The sequence below is a fragment of the Bacillus sp. 1021 genome, from assembly GCF_014534735.1.
In the GTDB taxonomy this organism is placed as follows: Bacteria; Bacillota; Bacilli; order Bacillales; family Bacillaceae; genus Bacillus; species Bacillus siamensis.
The window spans coordinates 336,486-352,983 of sequence record NZ_JACVSR010000002.1 but is presented as its reverse complement, the minus strand read 5'-3'; the positions used below and the strand labels follow the sequence as shown (position 1 = coordinate 352,983).

Sequence of the window (16,498 nt, the reverse complement as noted above, 5' to 3'; positions counted from 1 at the left end):
TACACAAGGAGTTTTAAAAGCGTTTTTTATAAAACGCCGGAAAATAACCGCGCGAAGGATTCCTTCGTTCTTTCCCATAATGTGCGCTTATAGAAACGGACGGGGCTGATTTTCTCAGACTCTCTCATATCCTCCAGATAATGCGCTTCAAGATCTTTGATCGCCTTTTGATCTGTAAAAAAGACATTGACCTCAAAGTTCAGCTGAAAGCTTCTCATATCCATATTCGCCGTCCCGACAGAAGCGAGGTTTCCGTCAGTGATGAGCACCTTTTGATGCATAAAGCCTTTTTGATAGGAGTAGACTTCGATTCCTTCGCGAAGAAGCTCGGGGAAATACGATCTCGTCGCGTACTGGGTTAAAAACCCGTCATTGGTTTCCGGCACCATAACACGCACCTGGACGCCTCTGGCAGCTGCCTCCTTTAACGCTGTGCGGATCGGCTCATTCGGTACGAAATAAGGCGTCGCAATCCATACAGACGATTCGGCTGCCGCAATCATGGCATAATACAGGTCGCTCATCCGCTCCTTCATATCAGGGCCTGTCGGAACGACTTGATAGATGCCGCCGCTTTCTGCAGGGACCGGGCGGCTGTATGCTTTCTGATCAATAAGCACCTCATCCGAAACGTATTCCCAATCAAGCATAAAAATGCTGTGGAGCGTCTGAACAATTTCTCCTTCGACTTTCATATGGGTGTCACGCCAAAAACCGACATTTCGGTCTTTGCTGATATATTCCTTGCCGACATTCAGACCGCCGACAAAACCGGTTTTCCCGTCAACGATCACGATCTTACGGTGATTTCGGAAATTGAATTTCTGGTTGAAAAAGCCGTATTTCAGCGGCAGAAACGGGACGATATTCACACCCGCATGTTTCAGTTTTTTAATGTCTTTTCCGGCCAGCTTCAAGCTGCCGGCCGCGTCGAACAAAAACCGCACTTCCACACCTTCACGGGCTTTTTCCATCATAATCTCCATCATCTTGTGCCCGAGCATGTCTGATTTGAACATGTAATACTCAATATGTATAAATGACGTTGCCGCCCGAAGCGCCTCAAACAGCTCAGGGAATGTTTCATCCCCGTTTTTGAGCACCGTCAGCCTGCTTTTTGTATTGATATTCATATGGGCCGCTTTGATTGAATACTGAAAGAAACGTTTTTGATTTCCTTTCAATCCGGACAAGTCGGGAGTTTGCTCCATATCAAATATCGTCCTCAGCTTTTCCCGGTTATATGTCCGTTTCGACCTGAACAGCTTGCCTTTTTCATAAAGCTGGCCGGAAAAAAGGTAAAATAAGTACCCGGCGATCGGAAAAAAGACAAGAATGTGAATCCATAACAGCGTGTGCTGCGAGGTGCGGTTTTCTAGGATTAACGAATAAATGCTGAACAAAATAATGCTTGCATAGCAAAGCAATCCGCCGTAAAACTCAAGCCTGGAAACCGGAAAAAACCATATGACATATGCTCCGATAAGCATCATATATAAAAAGCAAAATTCCAGTCTCCTTTTCAGCATCCCGACTCTCCCCCATCTGATCCGATATCTCTGTATACCCTCTGTTTTCCGGCCTGTAAACATATGAAAAGCCTCTCCGAACGAGCGGAAAGGCTTACGATGAGGCTTCCTGTGATTGCCCCGTCGTGAGGTTATGAAGCAAAACCGGCTTGAGGGAGCTGCTGTTTTTGATTTTATTTTTAAAAATGCCGATGATCAGGCCCGTGACCGCAATCGACACTAAGGAGAAGATCCCTCTCAGCAATCCGACAGAGAAAATGCCGGCCAGCACTACGCCAAAATCGAAGAGGAAATTAACCGCACCCGGATTCCATCCGCAGCGCTTTTGCAGAAATAAAGCGAGGATATTGGCCCCGCCGAGCGATGCCTGATGGTAAAACATGAGCGACAGGCCGAACCCGATCAGCGATCCGCCGCAAATCGCCCCGGCAAGCGGTGAAACAGAGAACGGCGGCAGCCAGTGATCTGCGCCTGTAAACATAGTCAGCACTGTGACGGCAAAAACGGTAGATAGAGTGAATTTAATGCCCATTCTGATGAGGGAAAATACATAAAACGGGATATTAATCAGAAAGAAGATAACGGCAAACGAGGGTTGAAACAAATATGACAAGCTTAGTGACAGTCCGGCCGTGCCGCCGGTTAATATATGAGAATGTCTGAGTGTCAGGATGCCGGCGCTTGTCATGAGACAAGCAGCTACAATGAAGAAAACCCGCTTCATTCTTCACTCTCCTTTTTTGCATGTTATTTCACATCAAACATAACAGGAATCCCGGCCGCCCAGCCATTACATTGGCAGAAAATATCTTATATTTTTATTTTTTTCATCATAAAAATCCCCCTCTTGCAAGGGGGATTTTCATGAGCGTTTCCGATAAACAACATAGCTGCGGGTCAAATACTTGAGCGGCAGGCTGAACACATGAACCAATCTTGTAAACGGCCAGAGGATAAAAACAACATACCCAATGATGATATGAAACTTAAACCATAGCGGGACACTCTCCATCAAAGAAGCGTCAGGCCGGAACAAAACGATTTCCCTGAACCACGGCCCGACTGTCGCCCTGTAATCAAAGCCTTTCGAATCAATGTTGAGAAACGTGGCCGCAACGCCTGACAGCATCATGAACAGAAGCAGGATGAGCGTAAGGATATCCGATGGCGAGCTGGTTTTGCGGATTCTTTTGTCAAACAGCCTTCTGTACGTCAGGATCACTAGTCCGGTACATGCCGCAATCCCTGCCGGCAGTCCCGCGCCAATCGCTATTTTGTGATACATATGCTCTGAAATGCCAAGTGCAGTATACACGCCTTCCGGAATCAGAATTCCCATGACATGTCCGCCGACAACGCACAGCAGCCCCCAGTGAAAAAGTGTGCTGCCCGCCGCGAGTTTTTTCTTTTCTAACAGCTCGCTTGATTTCGCCGTCCAGCCAAACTGGTCATGCTGATAGCGGTAAATATGCCCGCCGATAAAGATCGTCAATACAATATACGGCATAACCCCCCACAGGATCCGCTCGCTCATGCCTGAACAGCCCCTTCTTCAATGCATTCACGCACGCCGAGAGTGTCCAGCGCGGCCAGCAGGGCATGCAAGAGCCCGGCGTATATGCTGTCATTTTTTTCGAGGCGGGATGCCAGCTCCCTCACATTGGACAGATATTTCTCAAACACGCTTCTCGCCGCTTCAGTCTCCGCAGCCGCCGCAAATTCCAGCATCAGCGGCAGGTAATCAGGCAGTTCTTTCTCTGTCGGCAGGAAACCGGATTGCTGGTATGCGTTCTTCAGCTGCAGCAGTTCAATCCCGCGCTCCCTTTGCTCGCCTGAGTTAAAGTAGGTGACGTACATATTCGTTTTTTTCCCGAAATCGAACGTATAGACATAGTGTTCAATCAGCGCTTCCGGAGAAAATCCGGCTGCCGCCTCTAAAAAGTGCAGCAGCTTCTCTCTGATTTTCCGGCTGCTGATTTCAACAATAAGAGACTTCCAATCAGGAAGCTCGGCTCTCCATTCTTCATCAGGATAAGAAAGAAGACAGGAAAGAGCAGAAAACGTAATTTGCCGGTCCATGGTGTTCATCTTGTTCCACCTCATTTATCAAAAGTTAGAAACAAGAGCCTGGGCCGCCTGAAAATGATAAGCCGCAGCTCCCTTGTTCAGCGTATAAATCAGACACTTCTTCCCGATGGCTGCTTGGAATCACAAAGCGGTCATCATATTTGGCGATCGCCAGCAGCCGATACATGTCTTTAATTTGCTGTTCTGTTAAGCCGACACTGGAGATCAGTGCCGGGTCGATGGATTTATTCGTCTGGACTGCTCTCATATATTGGCGCATGACAGACATTTTCTTTAACGTGGACCGAATATGATCTGTATCCCCCGCCGTTAACAGCTGCGCCAAATACTCTATTGGAATTCTCATTTGGTCGATAGCCGGGAAAATAGCTTCCGCGGATTGCCCGCTGCCTTTTCCTTCAAAGAGATTCATAATCGGGCTCAGCGGCGGAATGTACCAAACCATCGGCAGTGTGCGGTACTCTGGATGAAGCGGCAGCGCAATCTTCCAATCGATGATCATTTTATAGATTGGCGATTGCTGCGCGGCCTCTATCCATTCAGCCGGGATGCCTTGTTCTTTTGCCAGTTTGGCAACCTCAGGATCATTCGGATCAAGAAAAACGTCCAATTGGGAATGGTAGAGATCCTTTTCATTTTCAACAGATGCCGCTTCCTCGACTTTGTCCGCGTCATACAGCATGACACCGAGATAGCGGATTCTGCCGACACATGTCTCGGAGCAGATGGTCGGCAGCCCCGCCTCTAAGCGCGGGAAGCAGAGTGTGCATTTTTCCGCTTTGTTCGTTTGCCAGTTAAAATAGACTTTTTTATAAGGACACGATGACACGCAATATCTCCATGAACGGCACGCGTTTTGATCCACGAGCACAATGCCATCTTCTTCGCGTTTGTACATGGCGCCGGACGGACAGGATGACACGCATGCCGGATTGATGCAGTGTTCGCAAATACGCGGCAGGTACATCATAAAGACCTCATCGAACTCCGTTTTGATCGATTCCTCCATTTTTTGAACGTTTGGATCTTCAAGCCCTGTAATGTGGCCGCCCGCGAGATCATCCTCCCAGTTCGGGCCCCATTCGATATTCATGAAATCCCCCGTCAGTGACGATTTCGGCCGTGCCACCGGCTGGTGTTTTTTCTGCGGACTGTTTGTTAATGTTTCATAATCATAGTTCCAAGGTTCATAGTAATCATCAATTGTCGGCTGATTCGGATTATAGAAAAGGCCTGCAAGCCGGTTTGTTTTCGGGCCGGATTTCAGTTCAAGCTTCCCTTTTTTCAATGTCCAGCCGCCTTTATATTTGCCCTGGTCCTCCCATTGCTTCGGGTAGCCGATGCCCGGCTTTGTTTCTACATTATTGAAGTACATATATTCCGCACCGGAACGGTTTGTCCACGTGTTTTTGCAGGTGACGCTGCATGTGTGGCAGCCGATACATTTATCCAAGTTCATGACCATCCCGATTTGCGCTTTAATCTTCAAGCCAATCGACCTCCTTTAGCTTGCGGATGACGACATTCAGGTCGCGCTGGTTCCCCGTCGGGCCGTAATAGTTAAAGCCGTAGCTGAGCTGGGCGTAGCCCCCGATCATCTGTGTCGGCTTGACGTGAATCCTTGTCGGGCTGTTATGGGTGCCGCCGCGGTTATTTGTCAGTTTTGTGCCGGGCACGTTGATATGGCGGTCCTGGGCATGGTGCATAAACGCCATTCCTTTAGGAATCCGGTGAGACAAAACCGCCCTCGCGACGACAACGCCGTTTCGGTTAAAGCATTCAATCCAATCGTTGTCTTTGATATCCGTATCCGCGGCGTCATCTTTATTCATCCACACGGTCGGCCCGCCGCGGAACAGCGTCAGCATCGGCAGGGAATCAAAATACATGCTGTGGACGGACCATTTATTATGCGGCGTCAAGTAATTAAGGACGATTTCTTTGCCCTCTTGGTCAGGCCGTTTGCTTAGAAACGGGCGATGCTGGAGGATCGGTTTAAATGTCGCCATCGTTTCACCGAATTCCATCATCAGTTCATGATCGACATAATAAGATTGTCTGCCGGTCAGTGTCCGCCACGGAATTAATTTTTCTACATTCGTCGTAAACGGCGAGTACCTGCGTCCCCCTTTTTCTGAGCCGGTAAAGGCCGGAGAGGTGATGACCGTTTTCGGCTGGGCTGTAATTTGTTCGAACGTAAAGCATTCTTCCTCCCGTTCTTCCGCCAGGTCTTTCAGCTCCAGATTTGTGATGTTTTCAAGTGATTCCCATGCTTTTACGGCGACTTTTCCATTGGAGGTGGACGACAGGGTTAAAATCGCTTCCGCCGCCTGCTTCGCTTCACTTATATTCGGACATCCCTTTGCGACGCTGTCCGAGGTGATTTCTCCAAGTCTCTTTTTGAGTGATTCATATTCATCGGCTATCGACCAGCTCATGCCTTTTGTGCCGCTCGGTTTTAAAGCCGTATGAGGCCCGAGCGCGGTCATTTTATGAAAAATATGCTTGTAATCCCGATCAACAACATGGATGTTCGGCATTGTTTTTCCCGGCATGGCTTCACATTCACCCCTGCTCCAGTCATTGATTTTGCCGAACGGCTGGGCCAGCTCCTGCATCGTGTCGTGGAGGAGCGGCGTTGCAACCACTTCTTTCACCGGCTCCATCTCGACTTCTTCCGCCAGATCGGAAACTGCTTTTGACAGTGCCTTGAAAATATCCCAGTCTGACTTCGATTCCCACGGAGCCGAGATCGCCGGAGCAAAAGGATGGATGAACGGATGCATATCCGTGCTGCTGAGATCGTGTTTTTCATACCATGTCGCCGCCGGCAGCACGATATCGGAATACAACGCCGTACCCGCCATTCGAAAATCAAGATTGATTAATAAGTCGAGCTTACCTTCCGGCGCCTGCTCCCGCCATTTAATTTCTTCAGGGCGGATGCTGTCGCTGTCGTCATTCATCAAACCGTTCGTCGTTCCCAGCAGATGCTTGAGAAAATATTCATGCCCTTTTCCTGAGCTTGAGATCAGATTGGCCCGCCATACGAAGAGATTCCTTGGGAAATTGGCTTCATTGTCTGGATCTTCAATCGCAAATTTCAGTTTTTTGTTTTGAAGCTGCGAGGCGACGTACGCACCAACGTCTTCAGGTGTCTCCGCCCCCGCTTTTTCAGCCTCTTTGTATAGGTCAATGCCGTTTTTATCGAAAGTCGGGTAGGACGGCAGCCACCCTAATCGCGCCGCCAGCACATTGTAATCGGCGTGATGCTTGTAGCGGGATGAAGAAGCGATCGGTGAAGCCAAGTCACTGATCGGCTGGTCTTCGTAACGCCACTGGTCTGTCGCAAAGTAGAAAAATGAGGTGCCGTTTTGCAGCTTAGGCACGCCTTCCCAGTCCTTTGCATTTGCGATCGTTTGCCACCCTTCAGCAGGACGGAGCTTTTCCTGACCGACATAATGAGCCCAGCCTCCGCCGTTTACGCCTTGTGCGCCTACCAATAAAACAAGATTTAACACCGCGCGGTAGATTGTGTCGGAATTGAACCAGTGGTTAATCCCCGCTCCGACGATAATCATGGACCGGCCGTCTGTATCAATCGCATTTTGAGCAAACTCCCTGGCAATCTGTATAACGGCTTCTCTTTTAATTCCTGTGATCTGTTCCTGCCAGGCAGGTGTAAACGGACGAGGATCATCATAGGATACAGCTGATTGTCCGCCGATACTCCGGTTCACGCCGTAATTGGCCAATATCAAGTCAAACACGGTCGTGACACACACCTCTTCGCCGTTCAGGTCCAATTTTTTAATAGGAAGATCCCGCTTGAGCACTTTGTTTCCGTCATTTGAAAAATACGGAATGCGCACCGAGCCGATTTCGTCCTCCATTCCAAGCACAGAGAGTCGGGGTTCAATCGGTTCCCCGGTGTCTTCATCGATCATATGCAGGTTCCATTTCTGCCGTCCGTCCCAGCGGGAACCCATTGTTCCTTGCGGTATGGCAAGAGCGCCTGTCTGATCATTCCAGACCGCAGGCTTCCATTGATCATGCTTTGTCTGCCGCCCGATGTCCTTCGCATGCAGAAACCGGCCCGCTGTGTATACACCGTTTTCTTTTGACAGAGTGACGAGGAATGGAAAATCCGTGTATTGCTTCGCATACTTGATAAACCGCTCCGTCTCTTGATTTACGTAAAATTCCTGCAAAATGACATGCCCCATAGCCATCGCAAGCGCCCCGTCAGTCCCTTGGCGGATACTGAGCCAGTCATCGGCGAACTTTGAGGATTCGGCAAAATCCGGACTGATTGAAATAACCTTAGCGCCTTTATAGCGGGCTTCCGCCAAAAAATGTGCGTCAGGCGTTCTCGTTAACGGAACGTTGGAACCCCATGTGATGATATAGCCGGAATTGTACCAATCACTGCTTTCCGGAACGTCCGTCTGGTCGCCCCAAATTTGCGGGGACGCCGGCGGAAGATCCGCATACCAGTCATAGAAACTGAGCATAGGGCCGCCGATTAAAGACATGAATCGTGAGCCTGACGCGTGGCTGATCATGGACATTGCCGGGATCGGTGAAAAGCCGACATTCCGGTCAGGCCCGTATTTCATGACTGTATACAGCAGAGAGGCTGAAATCAGCTTCAGCACCTCGGACCATTCAGCGCGCACAAACCCGCCTTTTCCTCTTGCCTGTTTATAGGACTTCGCTTTTTCAGGATTTTCAACGATTGATTTCCAAGCATCAAGCGGATTTTGATGCGCCTGCAGTGCTTCCCGCCACAAATTGACCAGCACACCGCGCACGTACGGATATTTCACACGGAGCGGGCTGTAGATGTACCACGAAAAACTGGCGCCCCGCGGACAGCCTCTCGGTTCGAAATCAGGCATATCCGGGCCTGTTGATGGATAATTCAAGTTTTGTCCTTCCCACGTGACAATTCCGTTTTTCACATAAATATTCCAGCTGCAAGAACCCGTGCAGTTGACGCCGTGGGTGGAGCGAACGACTTTGTCGTACTGCCATCTGTTTCTGTATACATTCTCCCAATCACGATCTTCGCTAGTGGTTTGGCTATGTTTATTTGAATGATGTTCGATAGGAGAAAAATAGTTTAATCTCCTGAACAGCGGACTCATTTTCTTTTTCTTCATGATCGTTCACTCCTTCCGAGTCAGGTGATGCTACGTACACTATAAACAGAGAGAGCGCATTTCCTTGTGAACTATGTCACACACTCTGCTTTTTTCACAAAACGTTCACACAAAGGAGCAGGAAAGACGGCGGCGTTCATGGCAGGACGTTTTCTTTCAAAGAAAAAAACCGGTCCTATTTAAGAACCGGGTTCAGCGTTTTCATCGCGTGATGTATGCAGATACCTCAAAAACAACTGATAGGAACAAAAGACATTTTGCTGAAGCATCGCCAAAAAATTCATTTGCAGCCGCGGATGGTAAGACATCATCTGCTTAAAAATGGAATATGGAATATGTAGTGCCAGAATGTCCGGTGAGGCATTGACTGAGATAAAAGGCGATAAAGAATGCCCGCCTTTTTCATCAATCGGAAACACATCGCCTTTTTCCCACAGCGCAACGGTTTGCGATCCTTCAGGCAGCCTGCTGTCCTTAAAACGGATACTGCCTTTTAATACAATATAAACGGATTGTGAATGAAGAAAGGATGGAGACTGATCAGATGAGCCGCTGATAAACGTCCCGTTTTTCAGCAAAGTTTCGACAATGGACAGGGGCACTTCGTTAAACATAGGAAGTTGTTTCAGAAATAATAAGTAGTCACACTGATTCATAGGAAAGCCTCCTGTGCTGATGATAGCTTTAGTGTAGCCCGATTGAGCCTGTGCGGCAGTGATGTATTTCACAGCTTGTATGATGAATATCACTTATCAGGAGGATGCCTGCATGTATAATGACATACAAAAGGAGGATTTCGATGAAGGTGATGATTCCGAATCAGCACGGCGCATGGGCGATGCTGCTGATTCCGTTCTTACTCGGCACAGTCAAAGGAGGCCCGGTTTTTTGGCATATTCCGCTCTTTCTGGGCTGGCTTTTCCTTTATTTAACGGTTTATCCCGTTTCGCTTGCCTTGAAAAAGAAACGGCTCAAACCCTATCAAAAGTGGATATATATTTACGGTTTTCCGGCATGCTGCTTTTTGATCATTTCTATCTATCATAAACCGCAGCTCGTCTGGGTCGGCCTTTCTTTATTGCCGCTGTTTCTTATCCATATGCATTATGCCCGCCGAAAAAACGAACGGGCACTCGTGAATGATATGGCGGGAGTTTTGTTCTTTTGTTCAGGCGGGCTTGCGAGCTGCTGGCTTGGGACGGGTACCCTTGACGGCTGGGCTTGGTTTATTCTCTCTCAATCTGCTTTATTTTTTATCGGAAGTTCCTTTTATGTGAAGTCGGTCATCCGGGAGAGAAAAAACAGAACATTTGCGTACTGGTCATGGGGATATCATTTGCTGCTCCCTTTTTTATCGTGTCTTCTCGGAGCAGGCTGGGCATTTCTCGCTTTTATCCCCAGCAGTTTGCGGGCGTGGTTTTTTCACGGGAGAAATTGGCCCGCGAAAACGATCGGCATTCTGGAAATTGCAAATGCCGGCTTCTTTTTCGCCGTCATGTGTATATGTATCACAAATTGAAAAACAAGGACACCGGCTGTCCTTGTTTTTTCAGTCAATATTGCAGATCTCAAGCGGACAGTTTTCACACTCGATCTCACACCGTAAATAGTCCCGCTTGTGCAAAATAATTTTTCCGGTTTCGTCTATCGAAATAACCCCTTGTTTGCGCAGATCTCCCAGCATGCGGTTGACACTTTCCCGTGCCGCCGCACAAAACTTTGCCAAATCCTGATTTGTCAGCACAATGTTAATCAGAATCCCGTCGCTTCGTTCCACCCCGTAGCTGTTTGACAGACGGATAAGGGTGGAATAGAGCGCCCCTTTTTTGCCGTGAAGAAGCAGATCCCTGATCTTAGACTGGATTTTTCGCAGATGGGTGCTCATCCATTTCATAAATTCAAACGTCAAATTACCGTTTTGAATCAATTCCTTTTCCAGCTTGTTTTTATTAATGACGAGCACCTCGCCGTCCTCTAACACTTTTGCACTGAGCATATACCTCGGCTCTTCTGTGAACAGTGTCAGTTCCCCGACGATATCGTGTTTCTGGCAGATTCTAAGTGTCAGGTCTTTTCCGTCAGACGTCAGCTTGCCAATTTCAATGAGCCCCGATTGAATCAGATAAAGCTCTTCTGCATCCATTCCTTCTTGAAACAAATAGGTGTGTTTTTTCATTTTCTTTTTCGTGCTGATTGATTCCAGCAATTCATGCAGTTCACGGGAAAGAAGTTCTTTATCAGATTTTCGGACAGAGAGAATATTCATGAGCTCACCTCGAAGAAAGTCACGTTGCGTATATATATTGTAACGTGACTTGATTTGCACTCACCCAGAAAAAACTAACAATCTTGTGAATGGATCATTATGAATTGAGGCTCTGACTGTTTCTCTCCGTATGTGTTTTCATTCTTTCCTGCCAATACAGCCAGATCACAAGGACAAAGCTGGCTAACGCAACCTCTGAAAGCGCCATGAACCCGATCGCGTATTGGCCCGTTGCCTGAAATACACTTGCCAGAATCAGCGGAGGGAAAAAACCGCCCAGCCCTCCCATAGCAGACACAATACCGTTGGCAATCCCCGCCTGCTTCGAAAAATAGAAAGGCACCAGTTTAAATACCGTCCCGTTTCCAATCCCTGAGCAGACTGCCACCGTCAGTGATCCGAACGCATAGAGGCCGATCGCCGGCGAGAAAGACAGCATAACGCCTGACAGCGTAAGCCCTGCGAAAACGAACATCAAAATGCGGAGCGGGTTCATTTTATCGGCAAGAAATCCTCCCGCTGGCCTGAGCAGCGTAGAGACCGCAATAAAGCCGGCCGTCCGCAGCCCTGCATCCGCGGGGCTCAGCCTGAAATGCTCAACCAAAAAGTTCGGCAGATAGATGGTAAAGGCGACAAAAGCGCCAAACGTAATAAAATAAAACATGCTCAAAAACCACAGCACATGATTTCGGTAAACGGCTTTGATTTGGGTTTTTACGGAAACTTTGGCCTTCTTCTCATGCCGGTCGCCGAACAAAACGTGCAGTAATGCGAAAACAGCCAGCAAAACGAGATACATCTGCACGGTTGCTCTCCATCCCGCGGCCTGAGCGATAACCGGCGCCGCAAAAGTGGTAATGGCGGTTCCGATGTTTCCGGCACCGTAAATCCCATTGACGGCACCGTGCTTTTCTTTCGGATAATATTTCGGAAGCGACGTCACTCCGATGGAGAATACCGCCCCTCCGATCCCTAAGAAAAAGCCGCCCGCGATTAAATCAAACAGAGAATCCGCCATACTGATCCAAAACACGGGAAACAAAAGCAGGATGAAGCTGATCATGAACATCAGCCTCGCGCCGTACCTGTTCGTTAAATACCCTAAAGGAATGCGGAGAAGCGATCCTAGAATAACGGGAATCGCCGTCACCAATGAAATCTCGCCTTTGGTTAAATGAATATCTGATGTCATTTGGGAAATGAGCGATGAAATCAGCACCCACACCATAAACCCCGCCACTAAGCTTAATGACTGCAACGATAATTGAATATGTTGACGATTGATCATTCGGCTTGCCCCTTTCACTGATTCAATATCAGTCTTATCATACAAAAACTCGGTGCGCGGGATTGTGAAGAACATCACACGTTTTATATACAAAAAAAAGACAAAGCCCGAAGACTCTGTCCTATCATAATGATTACATTTTTTCCGGAGCCGATACGCCGATCAGCTGAAGCGCGTTGTTCAGCGTAATTTGCGTCGCCTTCATTAAAGAAAGGCGCGCGCGGCTCTTCTCTTCATTTTCCGGATCGATGACTTTCTCCGCGTTGTAGAAACTGTGCAGAGCGGAAGCCAGATCATAAATATAATTTGTGACACGGTGCGGGATTCGCTTTTCCGCCGCTTCTGCCACTGCCTCAGGGAAGCCGCCGATCGTTTTCAGCAGGTCATATTCTTTTTCTGATTGAATATGGCTGAAATCAAGATCCGCCGCCGGTTTAAGTCCCTGCTCCTCCCCTTGGCGAAGCATGCTGCAAATACGGGCATGTGCGTATTGCGCGTAATACACAGGGTTTTCGTTAGATGTCGATACGGCAAGGTCCAAGTCAAAATCCATATGCGTATCAGCGCTGCGCATCGCGAAGAAATAACGGACTGCGTCAAGGCCGACCTCTTCAATCAGATCACGCATCGTGACGGCTTTCCCCGTACGTTTGCTCATCTTCATTTTTTCGCCGTCTTTATATAAATGAACGAGCTGAATGATTTCAACTTCCAATGTTCCTTTTTCGTAACCGAGCGCTTCAATTGCCGCTTTCATACGCGGAATATAGCCGTGGTGATCCGCGCCCCATACATTGATGAGCTTGTCGAATCCGCGGTCAAGTTTGTCTTTATGGTATGCGATATCCGGCAGCAGATAAGTGTATGAGCCGTCTTTTTTGATCAGCACGCGGTCTTTGTCGTCGCCGAACGTTGTGGAACGGAACCATGTCGCACCGTCCTCTTCGTATACATGGCCCTTTTCGCGAAGCGCCTCGAGCGCCTGATCAATTTTTCCGTTTTCGTACAGTGACGTTTCAGAATACCATACGTCAAACGGCACGCGGAAATTCTCCAGGTCGGAGCGGAGTTTATCAAGCTCGTACTTTAAGCCGTATTCCCGGAAAAATGCCCGGCGTTCGCTCTCCTCTTCATGGACGAAGCGGTCGCCGAAATCTTCGGCTAGCTTTTTCCCGATAGCGATAATATCTTCCCCGCGGTAGCCGTCTTCCGGCATCGGTTTTTCGAGACCGAGCGCTTCAAAATAACGGACTTCAACGGAAAGCGCCAGATTGTTAATCTGGTTGCCCGCATCATTAATATAGTATTCGCGGCTCACATCATAGCCCGCTTTAGAAAGCACGCTGCACAGCGCGTCACCTACCGCCGCGCCGCGCGCATGGCCTAAGTGAAGATCTCCCGTCGGGTTGGCGGACACGAATTCAACCTGAATCTTTTCGCCCTGTCCGACGTTTGTCTCACCGTAATGTTCACCCGCTTCAAGCACGGACGGGATCAGTTTTGTTAAGTAGCTGTTGTTCATGTAAAAGTTGATAAAGCCCGGTCCCGCAATATCCATTTTTTCAATGGAAGCCTTTCCTTTATCAAATGACGCCACGATCTCCTCGGCGATTTGGCGCGGCGCTTTTTTTGCGATTCTCGCCAGCTGCATCGCCATGTTTGTGGAATAATCACCGTGTGTTTTGTCTTTCGGTGTTTCTAACAGTACGCTTGGAATCTGGCTTTCTTCCGCCAGGCCCGCTTTCAGAACGGCCGCTTTGATTTCTTCCTTCAGCACGTCCTTCATTTGTTCCGCAATGTTCATGCGTGAGTTCCTCCCTCATACGTGATCGTCATATTATGTAAATGCTGCTGCTCGTCTCCGACATGCATGTCATATGCGATGCTGATTCGGCCTTTTTCTTCACCGAGATCAGATTGAATCGATTTTGTGCTTGTTTCCAGCTCAAGCTCACCAAATGACATTTTATATTTCGCAATTGTGGAAGCTCCCGGTATGAAACGCTGATTCATTTTAACAGCGCCTGACCTCATGATCAGGACTTCGCCTTCGCTCACCTTCACAATCGTTTTTACTTTGCCTAGGTCGTGTTCTTCATAATAAGATAGATACACTTTTTGTTGTTTTACATAGTAAAATCCGGTAGTACGGAATTCGATGACTTCCTCATTTCCGTCATCCTCGATCACAGACTTCACATGGAGTGTTATCGGTGTCTCTTGCTTCATTTTGACACGTCCTTTTCATCATTCCACTTTGACTTGAATAGTATAATCATTCAGCTTGTAAACTTCAACTGCTTCTATCTTACCATCATTGCTCATTAGATTTGAAGATAAACCTCATAAAAAGCGGTTCCTTATAAGAAGAGAAAATCATATCACTATGTCACCCAATCCGTGAAAAACATGACAGCAGCTTTTCAGAAACTCACACAGTCTCATCAAAGCTGCTGCGACTTCCGGCAACATAGATTGTGCAGCAGCTATGCCAACGATGTCAAAGCGCTGCGTGTTCAAAATTGTCAAAGCCGTCCCTTTCCGCTTTCACACGCCCCTTGCCGTATTAATGGGACTCGCAGTGTTACTGATTTAGTATTTTATGCGGACGTACTTGCGGGAGCGCTGACAGAAGCAGGGGTTTGGCGGATGCTCAGTTTCATCATAAGTGAACTGCTGTTTTTGATCATTCTGGCTGCCATCCAGCAGATCTGCTCATTTATTTATAAACGATTGTCTTATCGCAGCTCTGCTTCTCTCAACCTGAGAAATAAGCTACATTGCAATCGCAGACGGACCCGCGCCAACCGGGATCACCGTCACAGCTGTATAATCGCTCGTGCGGTACACGGTCACGGTATTGTCGTCGGGCTGTGCTGCATAAATGTACTGATTATCAGGTGTTACGGCGAGATCAGAAGCGCCGGGGAGAGACACGTTTGCAATGATCCTCTGTCTAGCCGTATTAACTACGTATAAGTTATTAATGAGGAACGGTTCACTATATGGCTCTAGAAAATAAGCCCTAGTGCTATCGCGAGAAAATACAATCGTCCTCAGAGTTTCAAATAAACGGTTGAAGTCGCCTCCCCTGCTTAATGGTGACAAACTGATCTCCGTTACACCTTTCGGCAGCAGCTCACCATTCAACACATACGCAAAATTTCCAGCGTAAGGAGTGGCAATTAAACTGGGAAATTCAAATGTATCTATGATACTTTCTACCAACTGCCCAGTATTTACATCATATTTATCAACCGACCAACTGCTTCCATTAGCGGTATAGACATACTGTCCATTCGGATCAAGAGCAAAGTCTAAAGCGCCGGGTATCGGAATGACATCAATGACCGATTGAGAGGCCATGTTGATCATATATATAGATCCGGCGGCCATCACGTACGCGAACTCATCTGTTGAATCAAATTCAACCTTTCTCGGCCCTTCTCCAACAGTAATGGTATTTATGATGGTTAATGTTTTATTATCTAGCACTGAGACAAGGTTGGTATTCCCATGGAGGACAAACGTGAAAGCTTTATCAAAAGTAACGCCTAGATGAGTTGGCACGTCAGAAAAAGGGATTGTTTTTACAACAGTGTTTAAATCTGCATCAATAACCGAAACCGTGCTGTCTCCTGAATTGGCTGTAAACACATACGATTGAGGGTCTGGCGATGGCGGTAAAACAAGTGTCCCGGTCACCGTAAGCGGACTGCCGTAGAAAGGCGGTACAACGAGAAGATCTTCCACTGTTATTTGACTGAAATCAGGACAGCGGCCAGACTGCGCTGCATAATAAACGACTTGATCAATCTCTTCAGTATGAATCACAGAAACAGACCCGTCCCCTTGTCCATATTGATTTCGTACAGGCGACACACTGACAAGAAGCGTAACTGTACCTTTTACTCTCACGGCATATCGAACACCGATATCTTCTGGTTCCGGCCCAGTCTGGATTAAGCAAGGCTCACTGATACATAATAAATGAGCAGTACTCCATGTAACCGCCGCAGCTGCTTCGGCAGAATCAATAGTGAACCCCTCGGGAATGTCAATCGGCACTTGAAACGGCGCTTCTCTGCTAATTTCCTCATCACAAAAACAGAAACAATTTTCCTGTAAAGCAGAAAGATCATTCTTTTTCATGAATTCACGT

Annotated in this window: 13 protein-coding genes and 1 pseudogene; 2 read left to right on the top strand and 12 right to left on the bottom strand. The window is 47.8% G+C overall.

What is annotated here, in order from left to right:
- Window positions 1–26: 26 nt before the first annotated feature.
- The 7 genes from cls to ICW23_RS08355 all read right to left on the bottom strand — a co-directional run bounded on the left by cls (window position 27) and on the right by ICW23_RS08355 (window position 9,438).
- The gene (cls, locus tag ICW23_RS08385) at window positions 27–1,529 is read right to left on the bottom strand and encodes a cardiolipin synthase (RefSeq protein ID WP_016937608.1); all 1,503 of its coding nucleotides are present in this window, start codon (window positions 1,527–1,529) and stop codon (window positions 27–29) included.
- Between the two features lie 94 nt (window positions 1,530–1,623).
- The gene (locus ICW23_RS08380; protein ID WP_016937607.1) at window positions 1,624–2,253 is read right to left on the bottom strand and encodes a YitT family protein; all 630 of its coding nucleotides are present in this window, start codon (window positions 2,251–2,253) and stop codon (window positions 1,624–1,626) included.
- Between the two features lie 138 nt (window positions 2,254–2,391).
- A complete protein-coding gene (narI, locus tag ICW23_RS08375) occupies window positions 2,392–3,063 on the bottom strand; it encodes a respiratory nitrate reductase subunit gamma (protein ID WP_188154336.1) in 672 nt (223 codons plus the stop codon).
- Window positions 3,060–3,617 (bottom strand): nitrate reductase molybdenum cofactor assembly chaperone, encoded by a 558-nt coding sequence (gene narJ, locus ICW23_RS08370; protein WP_188154335.1) that lies wholly within the window; start codon window positions 3,615–3,617, stop codon window positions 3,060–3,062. The genes narI and narJ overlap by 4 nt, the downstream gene beginning before the upstream one ends.
- A gap of 25 nt (window positions 3,618–3,642) precedes the next feature.
- On the bottom strand, window positions 3,643–5,106 hold the full coding sequence (narH, locus tag ICW23_RS08365) for a nitrate reductase subunit beta (protein WP_188154334.1): 1,464 nt from the start codon (window positions 5,104–5,106) through the stop codon (window positions 3,643–3,645).
- Window positions 5,096–8,782, bottom strand: a complete 3,687-nt coding sequence (locus ICW23_RS08360; protein WP_188154333.1) for a nitrate reductase subunit alpha — start codon at window positions 8,780–8,782, stop codon at window positions 5,096–5,098. Before ICW23_RS08360 ends, narH begins: the two co-directional genes overlap by 11 nt.
- A 179-nt stretch (window positions 8,783–8,961) precedes the next feature.
- The gene (locus ICW23_RS08355) at window positions 8,962–9,438 is read right to left on the bottom strand and encodes a cyclic nucleotide-binding domain-containing protein (RefSeq protein WP_099743947.1); all 477 of its coding nucleotides are present in this window, start codon (window positions 9,436–9,438) and stop codon (window positions 8,962–8,964) included.
- A gap of 143 nt (window positions 9,439–9,581) precedes the next feature.
- On the opposite strand from ICW23_RS08355, the gene ICW23_RS08350 reads away from it, so the two are divergent.
- Window positions 9,582–10,301 (top strand): YwiC-like family protein, encoded by a 720-nt coding sequence (locus ICW23_RS08350; RefSeq protein ID WP_188154332.1) that lies wholly within the window; start codon window positions 9,582–9,584, stop codon window positions 10,299–10,301.
- Window positions 10,302–10,331: 30 nt separating this feature from the next.
- Here ICW23_RS08350 and fnr read toward each other — a convergent pair whose 3' ends face one another.
- The 4 genes from fnr to ICW23_RS08330 all read right to left on the bottom strand — a co-directional run bounded on the left by fnr (window position 10,332) and on the right by ICW23_RS08330 (window position 14,565).
- Window positions 10,332–11,048 carry a fumarate/nitrate reduction transcriptional regulator Fnr gene (gene fnr / locus ICW23_RS08345; RefSeq protein WP_016937599.1) on the bottom strand — a complete coding sequence of 239 codons (717 nt, stop codon included), beginning with the start codon at window positions 11,046–11,048 and terminating at the stop codon, window positions 10,332–10,334.
- 97 nt (window positions 11,049–11,145) lie between these two features.
- Window positions 11,146–12,336, bottom strand: a complete 1,191-nt coding sequence (gene narK, locus ICW23_RS08340) for a nitrate transporter NarK (protein ID WP_188154331.1) — start codon at window positions 12,334–12,336, stop codon at window positions 11,146–11,148.
- A gap of 133 nt (window positions 12,337–12,469) precedes the next feature.
- Complete coding sequence (argS, locus tag ICW23_RS08335; RefSeq protein WP_016937597.1) at window positions 12,470–14,140, bottom strand: arginine--tRNA ligase; 1,671 nt, start codon at window positions 14,138–14,140, stop codon at window positions 12,470–12,472.
- Window positions 14,137–14,565, bottom strand: a complete 429-nt coding sequence (locus tag ICW23_RS08330) for a YwiB family protein (RefSeq protein ID WP_045926590.1) — start codon at window positions 14,563–14,565, stop codon at window positions 14,137–14,139. Before ICW23_RS08330 ends, argS begins: the two co-directional genes overlap by 4 nt.
- 153 nt (window positions 14,566–14,718) lie before the next feature.
- Between ICW23_RS08330 and ICW23_RS08325 the strand changes: the two are divergent.
- Window positions 14,719–15,102, top strand: a pseudogene (locus ICW23_RS08325) (bacteriocin biosynthesis protein AlbG); the annotation flags it as partial.
- Between the two features lie 9 nt (window positions 15,103–15,111).
- Here ICW23_RS08325 and ICW23_RS08320 read toward each other — a convergent pair.
- On the bottom strand, window positions 15,112–16,488 hold the full coding sequence (locus ICW23_RS08320; RefSeq protein ID WP_095241185.1) for a YncE family protein: 1,377 nt from the start codon (window positions 16,486–16,488) through the stop codon (window positions 15,112–15,114).
- Between the last annotated feature and the right edge of the window lie 10 nt (window positions 16,489–16,498).